This is a genomic window from Pseudomonas sp. SJZ078, assembly GCF_007828255.1.
Taxonomy (GTDB): domain Bacteria; phylum Pseudomonadota; class Gammaproteobacteria; order Pseudomonadales; family Pseudomonadaceae; genus Aquipseudomonas.
In genome coordinates, this window is sequence record NZ_VIUG01000005.1 from 32,616 (window position 1) to 46,016 (window position 13,401).

At 63.4% G+C, this 13,401-nt stretch carries 10 protein-coding genes; 4 read left to right on the top strand and 6 right to left on the bottom strand.

Going from position 1 to position 13,401, the window contains the following annotated elements; all coding sequences use genetic code 11:
* Positions 1–242 precede the first annotated feature (242 nt).
* Complete coding sequence (locus tag FBY02_RS06810; protein ID WP_144925051.1) at positions 243–1,523, bottom strand: serine/threonine transporter; 1,281 nt, start codon at positions 1,521–1,523, stop codon at positions 243–245.
* Positions 1,524–1,752: 229 nt separating this feature from the next.
* Between FBY02_RS06810 and FBY02_RS06815 the strand changes: the two genes are divergently transcribed.
* Positions 1,753–2,703 (top strand): 2-hydroxyacid dehydrogenase, encoded by a 951-nt coding sequence (locus FBY02_RS06815; RefSeq protein ID WP_144925055.1) that lies wholly within the window; start codon positions 1,753–1,755, stop codon positions 2,701–2,703.
* A 102-nt stretch (positions 2,704–2,805) separates the two neighbouring features.
* Here the strand turns inward: FBY02_RS06815 and tssA are convergent, their stop codons facing one another.
* Genes tssA through FBY02_RS06840 form a run of 5 tightly spaced genes read right to left on the bottom strand, consistent with a single transcriptional unit; the run spans position 2,806 to position 10,381 of the window.
* Positions 2,806–3,894, bottom strand: a complete 1,089-nt coding sequence (tssA, locus tag FBY02_RS06820) for a type VI secretion system protein TssA (RefSeq protein WP_144925058.1) — start codon at positions 3,892–3,894, stop codon at positions 2,806–2,808.
* A complete protein-coding gene (locus FBY02_RS06825) occupies positions 3,891–7,757 on the bottom strand; it encodes a type VI secretion protein IcmF/TssM N-terminal domain-containing protein (RefSeq protein WP_144925062.1) in 3,867 nt (1,288 codons plus the stop codon). Before FBY02_RS06825 ends, tssA begins: the two co-directional genes overlap by 4 nt.
* Positions 7,754–8,515: a DotU family type IV/VI secretion system protein gene (locus FBY02_RS06830; RefSeq protein WP_144925067.1), complete on the bottom strand. Its 762-nt coding sequence runs from the start codon at positions 8,513–8,515 to the stop codon at positions 7,754–7,756. The genes FBY02_RS06825 and FBY02_RS06830 overlap by 4 nt, the downstream gene beginning before the upstream one ends.
* 18 nt (positions 8,516–8,533) lie before the next feature.
* A complete protein-coding gene (gene tssK, locus FBY02_RS06835; protein ID WP_144925070.1) occupies positions 8,534–9,865 on the bottom strand; it encodes a type VI secretion system baseplate subunit TssK in 1,332 nt (443 codons plus the stop codon).
* Positions 9,866–9,916: 51 nt separating this feature from the next.
* On the bottom strand, positions 9,917–10,381 hold the full coding sequence (locus FBY02_RS06840) for a type VI secretion protein (protein WP_144925075.1): 465 nt from the start codon (positions 10,379–10,381) through the stop codon (positions 9,917–9,919).
* Between the two features lie 224 nt (positions 10,382–10,605).
* Here FBY02_RS06840 and tssB point away from each other — a divergent pair, with 224 nt between their 5' ends.
* From tssB to FBY02_RS06860, 3 genes are all read left to right on the top strand, one after another.
* Positions 10,606–11,166 (top strand): type VI secretion system contractile sheath small subunit, encoded by a 561-nt coding sequence (gene tssB, locus FBY02_RS06850; protein WP_144925081.1) that lies wholly within the window; start codon positions 10,606–10,608, stop codon positions 11,164–11,166.
* A gap of 30 nt (positions 11,167–11,196) precedes the next feature.
* On the top strand, positions 11,197–12,678 hold the full coding sequence (gene tssC / locus FBY02_RS06855) for a type VI secretion system contractile sheath large subunit (protein WP_047700928.1): 1,482 nt from the start codon (positions 11,197–11,199) through the stop codon (positions 12,676–12,678).
* A 216-nt stretch (positions 12,679–12,894) separates the two neighbouring features.
* A complete protein-coding gene (locus tag FBY02_RS06860) occupies positions 12,895–13,392 on the top strand; it encodes an Hcp family type VI secretion system effector (RefSeq protein ID WP_014337905.1) in 498 nt (165 codons plus the stop codon).
* The last annotated feature ends 9 nt before the right edge of the window (positions 13,393–13,401 follow it).

Here is a 13,401-nt window from a genome sequence, read left to right on the forward strand (position 1 = left end):
GAAAACGCCGCCCTTCTCGCGAAGGGCGGCGTTTTTTTATGCCTGGGCTTTTGATGCAAGCCGGGCCGCCGCTATCGCGAGCAGGCTCGCTCCCACGGGGGATTTGGAGTGGCTGCAATTTCCATGAACACCCCAAAACTCAGTGTGGGAGCGGGCTTGCCCGCGAAGACGGCGGCACATCCAACATCGCTGCCAGCTGAACCACCGCTTTCGCGAGCAAGCCCGCTCCCACAAGGTGATGGTCAAGCCATCAGCGAGTAGACCAATGCGGTAATCGCCACCAGTCCCACAGATACCACGAAGACGTTGGATGCCTGGCCACGATAGCGGGCCATGGCCGGGACTTTGCGGATGGCGTACATCGGCATCAGGAACAGGATGGCCGCGATCACCGGGCCGCCCAGGGTTTCGATCATGCCGAGGATGCTCGGGTTGAGCGTTGCGACGATCCAGCACACCAGCAACATGAACACCGCCGTCAGGCGATCCAGGGTCTTGGCTGCCGGGCGCCGGCCGCTCTTGACGATCAGCCCCTTGAGGCCTTCACTGGCGCCGATGTAATGGCCCAGAAACGACTTGGAAATCGCCACGAAGGCAATCAATGGCGCCGCAAACGCGATGGTCGGGTTGCTGAAATGGTTGGCCAGGTAAGACAGGATCGACAGGTTCTGCGCCTTCGCTTCGGCCAGTTGCGCCGGCGACAGGGTCAGCACGCAGCTGAACACGAAGAACAGCACCATCACCACCATCAATATATGGGCGCGGGACAGGATCTGCGCGCTGCGCGCCTCGGCGCCGTCCCCGTAGCGACGTTTCTGGTCCACCGCGAACGCCGAGATGATCGGCGAGTGGTTGAACGAAAACACCATCACCGGAATCGCCAGCCAAAGAGTGTGCAGCAGCGCCGAAGGGGCCGGCAGCGTGGCCGCGGTGCTCAGGATGCCACCGCTCCAATGCGGGATCAGGAATACCGCCAGGAACAGCAAAGCAACGATGAACGGGTAGACCATCAGGCTCATCGCCTTGACGATGGCCTGCTCGCCACACCGCACCACCGCCAGCAGGCCCAGGATCAATACCAGGGACAACACTGCGCGGGAAGGCGGCTGGATATGCAGTTGATGCTCCAGGAAGCTGCCCACCGTGTTGGTCAGCGCCACGCTATAGATCAGCAGGATCGGGAAAATCGCAAAGAAATACAGCAAGGTAATCAGCGCGCCGGCCTTGATGCCGAAATGCTCCTCCACCACTTCGGTGATGTCCGCGCCATCACGACCGGACAGCACGAAACGGGTCAGGCCCCGGTGGGCATAGAACGTCATGGGGAACGCCAGCAACGCCAGGATCAGCAGCGGCCAAAAGCCACCCAGGCCCGCATTGATGGGTAAGAACAAAGTGCCTGCACCGATGGCGGTGCCAAACAGACCCAGCATCCAGGTGGTGTCCTGGCGACTCCATTGGCTGAGGGTGGCTGGGGCTGTCGATTCAAAGCGCTCTTCGACGCTATTGGCCTGATCATTCATCCGGTCGGATCTCCGCTTTCCGGTCACATGCACCCGGCCGGGACGAGTCGGAAAACCCCGACAGGCAGCGCCCTGGCCGAAACAGGGGCGCGATTGTCCGGGATTGGCGAGCAGAAGCAAAGGCTTAGCTGAGGAGCGGTGGTGAATGGCAAAAAATGCCAGTGCATGAGGTATCGCCGCTTTGCCCCAGCTCCTACACTCAGGAGGAGAATCCACACAGGAGCCCAGCATGACCGCAACCGTCCTGGTACTGGTTGAAACCGTCAACGACTACCTGCCGATCCTCGAACGCCAGGGTTATCACCTGGAGCTGGCACCCACGCCAGCCGAGCGCAAAGCGGCGATTTTCGAGCATGGCGAGCGATTCAATGCGGTGCTGACACGCGGTCCCTTGGGTCTGACCGCTGAGGAAATGGCCGCCCTGCCCAACCTGCAGATCATCTGCGTGATCGGTGCCGGCTATGAACAGGTGGACCTTCAGGCTGCCCGTAGTCGCGGTATCGTGGTCACCAACGGTGCCGGGGTCAACGCGTCGTCGGTGGCCGACCATGCCATGGCGCTGCTGCTGGCGCTGGTGCGCGACATCCCCCGGGCCGATGCCTGCATGCGCCGGGGGGAATGGACCAAGGTCATGCGCCCATCCCTGGCCGGCAAACGCTTGGGCGTGCTGGGCCTGGGCGCGGTGGGCATGGCGATTGCCAGGCGCGCGGCCTTGGGTTTCGACATGAGCGTCAGCTACCACAGCCGACGGGTGCGCAAGGATGTGCCCTACACTTTCTGCGCCACGCCCACCGAGCTGGCCCGGGTGTCGGACTTCCTGATCGTCGCCACGCCCGGTGGCCTCGACACCCGGCGCTTGATTAACAAGCAGGCCCTCGATGCCCTGGGTCCCAAGGGCTTCCTGGTGAACATCGCCCGGGCCAGCGTGGTCGCCACCGACGAGTTGATCAGCGCTCTGGAACATCGACGCATCGCCGGAGCGGCCCTGGACGTATTCGATCACGAACCCGAAGTGCCCGAAGCGCTCAAGCACCTGCCCAATGTGGTCCTGACGCCCCACGTCGCCGGCCTGTCGCCGGAGGCGACCCGAGGCACGGTGGAATTGGTGGGCCAGAACCTGAACGCGTTCTTTTCCGGCAAACCGGTGCTGACACCGGTACCGATGCCAGAGCCGGATTGATCACTGGCCCTGTCCACTGATCATTGGACCGGTGCAATCATTGAACCTGGCGAGGGGATTTATCCCCTCGCCACAACAGCCCGTTCGCCTGACAGATTAAACCTACAGAACCCCCAACAGCGTCCACAACCGCCGGGACTCGGCGTCGGCGCTGATCAGTTCCCCCAGCAACTCGCTCAACGGCTTATTGCCCCATTCCACACCCCGTCGGATCAGGTAAGGCACCGGGCTGTGGGGTTCGGTGCGCGACAGGTAGCCGGCGATGACCAGCAACTGCCGGTAGGCTTCTTCGCGACTGGCCGGTTCCTGGAAGACCTGGGCCGGCGCTGCAGCCGCCTGGGGCTGGGCAGACGACGGTGCGGCCTCGGGTGAGGCAGGCACCGGCACGACGCTGGGTTGCTGTGGATGCATCGCGATGAACTCCTCTACCAGCGCCAGCAAGGCCTGGATCACGTCCTGCAGGGATTTGTAACCCGGGGCCAGGCTGCCCAGGTAGGCGTCGCTCCAGGCTTCGAGCCGTTGCAGATGCTGCTGGCTCAACATGAGGCTGCCCTGGCGATGCAGCCAGAACGACAAAGGCGTGCCACGAATCAGCTCACTGAGCTTCTTCTGATCGCTGCGTGCCGCTTCCGCCGAGGCCTTGGCATTCTTGCTGTCGTTGGCCTGGACTTGCTGACGCTGCAAGCGTTGCCAGTCGTCCAGGCAGAAACCGTCGAAGGCCGAGTCGCGGCCATTGAACAATGGCACCCGCGTCAACAGTACCTCGCTGTAGCGCCGGGCCAGCCATTCCAGCGGGATCACCCGCCATGACTGGTCACCCTCTTGGGCCTGGGGATGCAGCTGATCGGGGTAGCGCTCGCACAAGCCCGCCACCAGCGCCAGGCTGCCCGGCAAGCCCTCCAGCCCGGCCAGGTGCAGCCAGGCCTCCCCCAGCCAGGCGCTGATCATCAGGTCCTTGCTGCGTTCGAGCAGCAGCGCGGTGGCGAGTTTTTCCAGCTCCGGCCACTGCGCACGCTTGACCTGGGACTGCCACACGCCGGTGGGCAGGCTGGTGTCGTCCTCCCGGCGTAGTTCCCGCAGTTGATCGTATTCCGGCTCATAGCGCAGGTCCTGGCCACAAGGCGATTCGGCGCTGACCGGTTCGAGCAGCTGGCTGATCAGCTCGGGCAAGGGAGAGATAGGTACGCTCACAGACCCTCCTCACGGGTGGCGACGGCGGGGCTCGACGAGGTCGCCATGAAAGGTGAACGGGGTGCCCGGGTTGGCAGCGGCGGTATCGACAGCGGCAACTTCGAGCCCTGGCTCATCAGTGACAGGCGCAGGAACATCAACGTCTGCTGCGTCGTGCGGGCCTGGAGCTGAGCCTGGGCCGGGCTCTGGGCTGGAATCTGGCCCGTTACCGGCAGTTGCAGGGTCAGCGGGAAATCGGTGTAGTCGACGTTCGGCTGGCGTTGCACCGACACCAGCGAACGCATCAGGCGCAGCAACGACCACGGCCCCTGGTATTCCCAACCGGCCTCCAGGTCGCGCACCACCAGGTTCGGCTGCAATGGGTCGTTGACCGGTCGCTGGTAACCGTTGCGGGCCCAGCGCAGGGTCAGCCGCACGGGCTGGCCGACCATCCAGCGCAGGTTCTGCTGGGCGTCGCCGGGGTAGTTGATCTGTTGGTTGCCGGCGTTCAGTCCCCAGGCGATCACCTGGTCGGCGCCGCGCTCTTCGTTGCGGTCGGTGCGCCAGCGCACATCCATTTCCACGCCGAGAATGCCGCTCTTGTCCCGCACGAACAGCGGCCCCAACCAGGTGCCGGCCTGCTTCAATCGGTTGAGAAAGTCCTCGGCGGCCAGACGCTCCGGAGTCTGGCTCAGCGCCAGCCCGGCCTGGGCCAGGGGCAGACGCGTATCGATCAGTTCCAGCAAGCGTTGCACCCGCGCCGGGTCGGCGTCACTGGCCCGCAGGTCCTGGGAAAACGGAAAGCGCCCGGCCAGGTATTGATTGAAATAGTTGGCCACGTCGTTCCAGGCCGTCGCCGCCTGATTCTGTTGCAGGTACAGGCAGCGTTGCAGCGCACTCTGCTGCAAGCTGACGGCGCGCTGGGCCAGGTCGCCACGACCGCCGGACAGGTTGGAGGTCTGCAGAATCTGCGCACAGGAGGCGGTGTCCATCTGGTTGAAGTCCCGGCTCACCAACTGCTCCAGTTGCGCCGCCGAACTGGCCGGATTCTGGCTCTTGTACTTGAGCAACTCGTCGTTGATGGCCATGAAGCGCGACACCCGATCATACTCCAGGGCCGAGAGATCGTCCTGCTGGACGATCAACCATTCCAGGGCCGGCATGCGTTGCTCGGCGATCTGTACCATAGCGTCGAACTGCTGATTCAGGCTCAGTTTCAGACCTTGCGGGTCGCTGGCCCCGTAGAGCTGCAAACCGAAATTCTTCGAGCCGTCCCAGCGCTGGACATCGGCCCGTTGGCTGAACAGGGGCTGGGCATCGATTTCATCCAGCCCACTCTTGATCTGCGCCAGGGCACGGCGGTTGAGCAGACGCTGGAAGCGTGTCGCCAGGTCGCCACGGTGCACATCCATGAACGCCTTTTGCAGCGCGACGGCCTGGCTGGTCTGGACATTGAAGCCCATACCCGGCAACTGCTCCTCGCTTTCATCCAGGCTCAGCCACATCGCCCGGGCCGCGGCACCTTCGGCCGCCTGGATCAGGGCGTCGCGGTAGTCCGGCGGGATGCGCGGCAGTTCCTCGCTGGTATAGCTCTTGTAGCTGGCGAAATAGTTCAGGGCGACGCTGAAGTCGTCGCTGCCGCCCTGTCCCATGGCGTCGGAATTGTTGCCGGACGGATCCTTCTGCAACGCCAATGCTACGAAGTCACGCTTGAACAAGGCCTTCACCGCCTCATCCAGGGCCGTGACATGCTCCTGCAACACCAGCAAGCCACTGCCCTGCTGGACCAACAGGTTATCGCGGGAACCGCTCTGGACGATCCACTGGTCGCGAAAGCTCTGTTGCAGCTTCGCCGCCTGGCTCTCCAGGTCCTGGGCAAGCTCCGGCCCGAGCAAGGTACTGTGGCTAACCTTGTCCATCATCTGGGTGTAACCGGGCACCAGGTCCTGACCCTTGCCTCGCCCCCAGGCTGCGTTGGTCAGGTTGACCAGGGTCTGCAAATCGTCAACCAACGCCATCAGGTCTTCGAGCTCGCTCAGCGAGTTGCCACTGCCCGCCTCCAAGCGTTGCAGATGCAACTTGAGATAACCGGCCTGGCGCACGAAATTGTCGGCCAGGAAGTAATGATCGAGCCAACGCTGCATCAGGCCGGTGAAGTTATCGCCGATCACCGTGCGCGCCGCATTCAGGTCCAGCCCTTGCAGGTCCTGCTCTTGTGCGCCCATGTTTTTTGCATCGAACAGCACCCGGTTGTAGAACCGCGCCCGACTCAGCGTGCCGGCATTGAGGCTCAGCGACAGGGCGTTATTGCTCAATTGCACCAGCTCATCCAGCGGTGCCTTGGGGTTGCTCACCGCCTGGCTGAACATCTGGTTCTGCTGCTCGAGGCGCACCGCACGTTCCACCAGGTCCTTGGCCTTTACATAGCTCTGCCATTGCGCCGGGTCTTCGCTTTCCACATTGCCCCGCCGCTCGGTGTTGCGAATGGCCTTGAGCTGCTCCAGGTCCGACACCAGCAGGTCACGCAGGGGCAAGACCCAGTGATGCCGGGCGGTCAGGCGCAAGCCCTGTTCCAACTGCGTGTCCACGTAGGAGAACCACGAGGTCGGGAACACCACCGCAACGAAGCGCCAGCGTGGGGCTTTTTCCAGCATGTTCCAGTAGGCCTGCACGTTGTAGCGGGTCGGCTCCAGCTGCGGTTGATCAGGGTCGACCACCACGTAGTTCTTATGGGTGCGCAGGATCAACTGCGACAGCTCCCCGGCCTCTTCCACCGAATCGTGCCAGACCCAGAGCATGCCCCCCAGCCAAACCAACCCGACCACCAGCGCGACCCCACCGGCCAACCGATGCCAGCGCTGACGCAGACGCAACAGGCGCGGTACGGGCTGGGCGAGGCCGCGTTCAGCGACGAAGCGCCGCGCCCAAAGCTGCCGGGCGAACACCGTCTGGCGCAAGCCCTTGTCGCTGGCGGCAAAACCATCCCCAGTGACGGTCGAGGCCTGGCTCGCGGTGAAGTAAATACCGCGAAAGCGTGGCGCCTCGCCCTGGGCATTGCCCTGAAACACCGGCTCCAAGAGGATCTGCAAGGCCCGCCGCAACCCCTCGAAGCGCTCCGGCAACCCATACAGATCGCCGCTCAACTGCCCGGATAGCGCGCCGATTTCGACGATCGACTGCGACAGCGCGGCGTTGACCTGGTCCAGCGCCTGATCGCTCCAGTGCGACTGCCAGGCTGCGTCCGGCGAGTACGGCGACGACCAGCCCAGGGTCGATTCCCGGGCGTCGGCGGGCAACGCGCTGACCAATTCCTGGAAACCGGACAACTCTTCCATTCCGGTAATCACCACGTACACCGGCAGGCTGAGGCCGAATCGCTGCAGCAGGTCGATGAAGCAGCGGCGGACCTTGAGGCTCAGTTCAGTGGTGTGCTCGATGTCGTCGAGCCGGCCGAATGGCACGGTCCAGATCACTGCATCCATCGGCCGCCGGCTGCGCAACCGCAGGATCAGCCCCAGCAGGCGCCACCAGTTGCCCCGCTGCCGGTTCATGCCTTCATCGGGCAGGAACAGTGCCTGGGGCACCACCAGCACCGCGCCCTCGGCATCCGACCACCAACGCCCGAACCATGCGGCCTTGTCCGTCGGCTGCAAATGCCACTGAGAGCACAACCGGGCGCCGTCGGTTTCGTTGCCGAGCATCAACAGCCAGGGGATCTGGTAGCGGTCCCGGGTGCCCTGCTCCTGTTCCATGTGACGGACCGCCCCATAGAAACTGCGGATCGCCGCGCCACCCTGAGTCCGCAACCACCAGATCAATGCCGCGACCAGCAGCACCGCGACAATGGCCAGCACCACCAGGGCGACGATGCTCAGCGGGCTCATGAGTCTTGCTCCTGGACCACCGACTCGTTCAATTGCAGCACCGGCTCCAGCTCCGAGCGGATGTCACGCCAGAACATGTGCCCCAGCCCGGTCAGTAGCAACACCATCGCCAGGATCGCCAGCCCCAGGCGCAACCCGTCCGGCAACGAAGTCTGCGCCGGCAGGCGTACCGGCGGTGCCGCCGCAGACATCGCCAGGCGCTGGCTGACGTCGACATAGTCCGGTTCATGCTGCCAGGCAAAGGTGAACAGCGCCGCGCGCCATTTTTCATGCTGGATCTGGCCGGGCTCGCCGCGCAGGCGCCCCTGGAACCCGAGGATCAGGCATTGCAGGTAGACATTCGCCAGGTCCCGGGTGCCGGGCATCTGCTCATCCAGCAACTTCTTGATGGCCGCGGGCAGCCGTTCGCCGGCCTGGCGGCTGGAGTACATGCGTGACTCAAGGGGATGCTGCTGCCAGGCCAGCTGCCCCGGCCAAGGGGTGAACAGCAAGGTTTCGTCCACCAGGGCGACGAAGGCATAGACCAGCGACTTGACCTGCTCGGTCGCCGAGTCGCCGACAGTAGCAAAGGCCACCCGCCACAAGCGCTGGGCGCTACGACCGGAAAACTCCACCACCCGGCTGACCAACGCCGCGGAGTCGTTGTCCTTGGGCAAGTCCTGCCATTGCTGGAACCATTTCAACCAGGCCTGACGGAACGCGCTGCTCAGCGGCGCCTCATGCAGACCCCGGACCGCCCCGCCACTTCCGTCAGGCATACGACTCCCCTCTTGCGATCAGGCACTTTCAACGACTTGCGGGACAAACAACACCACTTGCCACGGGCTGCTGGCCTGGGTCGACGCCGGCGCCACGATGTGCAAGGGCAGTTGCCCGTCGAACCATTGGCCGCTGGCGGCCACCACGAACAACCGGGTGTCGTCACCCACGCTATAGGCCACCTGCTCGTTGCGGCTCATGGCCTGATGGGGTAACCCGCTCATGCGTTGTCGGCTCAACAGCGGGACATGTGGCGCAGAGGCGATGATCGCACCACGCAACCAATCGGCAGCCGCCTGCTCGCTGGCACCGTTGGGCATGCGCAGGCCGATCACCAGACGTTGGCTCGGCTGGTCGTCGGGCAGTTGGATGGAGAAAACCTGCTCATTGCGCTCGAAAGCCAGGCTGCGATAACCGGCGCGAACCAGTTCCAGGGTGGCGTCGAGCCAGTCGAGCAACGGTTCATACCCGCGTTGCAATTCGAGGAAATCCAGCGGCGCAAATGCCGGCACACCGGCCAGCGGATCAAGGGCCGACCAGGCGCCAGCCAGCCCCAGCAACAAACCGTACAACGCCTGGGGAGTGGCCACCCGGGTGTTCAGGCTGCCTTCGACTTCTGGCAGGCGCGCCCACAAGGCGGTCATCTGCCGACGGATCTCCAGCGCATCGTCCTGATTGCCGGCCGCCTGGGCCTGGCGCAACCGACCGGCGAGGAACAGGCACTTTTCCCGGGCCCGGGCACACAGCCCGGCCACCCGCCGACCGAGCGCCGATTCGGGCAACAGCACCGGCGTGGGGGGCGTATAGGGCAGCCGTAGGAAGCCACCGCCTTCCTTGCGAATGCGCAGCAGCGGCAGGCAGATCGAATCGGCCTTGCTCAGTTGCGTGCACAGCCGCGGGTTCGGACGCCAGACAGTGATCGATTCAGGAAACTCGCCACTGGTGAGGTCCGGCAGCGCATCGCCGACCACCGATTGCAGGCGCCCCTTGAGCGGGAGCAATTGCCCGGCGCGCCAGAGCGGGCTGATCGCCAGGTACACGGTGACGGTGGCATCGTCGGTCTTGTTGACCGCCTCGGTGATGTCCAGCTCCAGGGTCGGCCCGACACCGGCCTGGAGATTGACCGGCAAGCCGTCCGGCAAGGTGCCTTGCAGTTGCAGCAACCGCACTTGTCCGGCACTGAGGGCCGAAGGGTCGACCTCCAGTTGGCCGACACCCCAGAACCAGGGATTGCAGGCGGCCGCGACATGGGCGGCCAGGGCCTCGGCGCGCAGCCCCTGCAGTTGAAAATGCTGGGGCAACAGTTGCATGCCCTCATGCCAGCACACCGCGTCAGGTAACAGACTCATACGACTCCCTTCGACATCCCAGTGTCGCCGCGCAAGGCGGCCCGCGGTCACTCAAGGCTGACTGGCATTGCGTTGGCCATCGTCGACGAGATTCATCTCTCGACTGTCGAACTTCAGCCAGGCCTTGCGTCGATCGTCCAGCCGGAGCCGGTGGGCTCCGGGAGTGTTATAGCTGGCGAAGACCAAAAGTCCAGCGGCGCGCCGGCCCTCCAGCGGGAAGGGTTGGCGGTCGATGAACTGCCCCGGGACCAGCTCCAGCCCCCACACCGACATGAGTTGACGATAGTCGCGCTGGAACTGTTCGCGCTCGGCGAACCACTGGCGGGCAGTGATCACCGACAGTTGCTTGAGCAGGTCGGGATCGTTCACCGCGATGAAATCCACGGCGATGGGCGTGTCGTCGTTGGCGCCGGACGCGACGTCGAGGGTCAGGCTGTCCAGGTCGACGCTGGGCGCAAAGAACGAGCAACCGCTGAGCGCCAGGCTGAAAAAAAATCCATAAAAAAACACACGCAAAATGAATCTTCCTTTTCGTCGCGGTCAAAAATCGTTTTTGCTTGCATTTTTATAGACCTGTTCTAGCGTCTTGGATAGTTCGACCTGCACGGTCGAATGGACCAGGTTCGTCAAGGGAATGACAGGTTTTCTGCCCTCCATTTGCAACCTGCGGATCAGCAAGGGAATGCGATGAGCGGGCCTCCCGATGCATTGCTCCCCCACATGCATCGGAGTCGGCCGCCATGGCAGAAAGTACCCAGCACAAGCTCGACAGAGTCCGTCCTCCCCGCGTCCAGATCACCTATGACGTGGAAATCGGCAATGCCATCGAAAAGAAAGAATTGCCACTGGTCGTCGGCATTCTGGCCGACCTCTCGGGCAAACCACTGGACCCGCTGCCCAAGCTCAACGAGCGGCGCTTCACGGAAATCGACCGCGACAATTTCAACGAGGTGCTCGCCTCGATCTCCCCCCGCGCCACGCTCCAGGTGAACAACACCCTCAGCGGTGACGACAGCAAGCTCAACATCGAACTCAACTTCCGCCATATCGACGACTTCGACCCGGTCAAGGTCGTGGAGCAGGTTACGCCGTTGCGCCGCCTGTTCGAAGCCCGTCAACGCCTGCGCGACCTGCTGACCAAGCTCGACGGCAACGATGACCTGGACAAGTTGCTGCGCGACGTGATCGCCAACACCGAAGGCCTGCAAGAGATCAAGTCGGCCCGGCCCCAGGACATACCGCAGGAGCTGCCGACCGTGGCCGCCAACGATGATCCGGCCCCGGCCGAACCACAGGCCTGATCGTGCTCATCATTCAAGGGAGATAAAGCCATGCCTGCTTCATCCAGCGCTCAAACCAGCGAGAGCACGACCCAGACCCTGTCCCTGCTGGACAAGATCATCGCCGAAGGCCGTATGGCCCATGACGACAGCCAGCAGGATTACGCCCGCGACATGCTGGCCGAATTCGCCACCCAGGTCCTCGACGAAGGCATGGCCATCGACAAGGACACCGTGGCGATGATCAACGATCGGATCAGCCAGATCGACCAGTTGATCAGCGCCCAGCTCAACGAAGTGCTGCACCACCCCGACCTGCAGAAACTCGAAGCGTCCTGGCGCGGCCTGCACCTGCTGGTGCAAAACACCGAAACCAGCACGCGGCTCAAATTGCGCCTGCTCAACGTCACCCAGAAAGAACTGCAGAACGATCTGGAGAAAGCCGTCGAATTCGACCAGAGCGCGCTGTTCAAGAAAATCTACGAAGAAGAATACGGCACCTTCGGCGGACACCCGTTCAGCCTGCTGGTGGGCGACTACACCTTCGGCCGGCACCCGCAGGACATCGGTCTGTTGGAGAAACTCTCGAACGTCGCCGCCGCGGCCCACGCCCCATTCATTGCCGCCGCCAGCCCGCGCCTGTTCGATATGACCAGCTTCACCGAACTGGCGGTACCCCGGGACCTGTCGAAGATTTTCGAGAGCCAGGAGCTGATCAAGTGGCGCTCGTTCCGTGAAAGCGAAGACTCGCGCTACGTATCCCTGGTGCTGCCACACTTCCTCCTGCGCCTGCCCTACGGCCCGGACACCCGGCCGGTGGAAGGCATCAACTACGTCGAGGACGTCAACGGCACCGACCACAGCAAGTACCTGTGGGGCAACGCAGCCTGGGCGCTGGCGCAACGCATCACCGAGGCCTTCGCCAAATATGGCTGGTGCGCCGCGATCCGCGGTGCCGAGGGTGGCGGCGCGGTGGAAGGCCTGCCAGCCCATACCTTCCGCACCAGCTCCGGGGACCTGTCGCTCAAGTGCCCGACCGAGGTAGCGATCACCGACCGCCGCGAGAAAGAACTCAACGACCTGGGCTTCATCGCTCTGTGCCACAAGAAGAACAGCGACATCGCGGTGTTCTTCGGCGGCCAGACCACCAACCGGGCCAAGGTCTACAACACCAACGAGGCCAACGCCAACGCGCGGATCTCGGCGATGTTGCCCTACGTGCTCGCGGCCTCGCGTTTCGCCCACTACCTGAAGGTGATCATGCGCGACAAGGTCGGCAGCTTCATGACCCGCGACAACGTGCAGACCTACCTCAACAACTGGATCGCCGACTACGTGCTGATTAACGACAACGCGCCCCAGGAGATCAAGGCGCAGTACCCGTTGCGCGAGGCGCGGGTGGACGTGACGGAAGTGGCCGGCAAGCCCGGGGCTTACAACGCCACGGTATTCCTGCGGCCGCACTTCCAGCTTGAGGAACTGACCGCCTCGATCCGTCTGGTGGCGACGTTGCCGCCACCGGTTGCTGCCTGACCCAAAAATCCTGTGGCGAGGACGCTTGTTGTGGCGAGGGGATTTATCCCCGCTGGGCTGCGCAGCAGCCCCCTTGAGCAGTCAACTCATCCATCGGATACACCGAGTTGACTGTCTTCAGGACCGCTTCGCGCCCCAGCGGGGATAAATCCCCTCGCCACAGGTTCGGCGTAACAGTATTGGGCACCCCTTTGTCTTCTTCTGGAGTTCCACACCATGGATGCAATCATTCTCGACCTCGGCGGCGACATCAAGGGCGATAGCCTGCTGGAGGGTTTCACGGACAAGATCGAGGTCATGTCCTACAGCCACAACGTGGCGATGCAAGTCACCAATGACGTCAGCAACTCGGAGCGCACCTCCGGCCGACCGCACATCGGTGAGTTCACCCTGACCAAATTCATCGACAGCTCCACACCGTCCCTCAACGAATATTGCTGCGCCGGCAAACCGATCCCCCAGGCCGTCATCACCATCGGCCGCAACGCCGCCGAAGGCAGCGGCCAGATCATGCCCTTCATCGTCTACACCCTGACCAACGTCGTGCTGTCCAACGTCAGTGTCAGCGGTGGTACGGGCGGCAAGCCGGTGGAAACCCTGTCGCTGAATTTCACCAAGATCAAATGGGAACTCACCGCTCAGAAAGACGACGGCACCAAGGAAGGCACGGCGGGCACGACCTGGGACCTGGCGGCCAACAAGATGACCAAGTAAGAGCGCCGC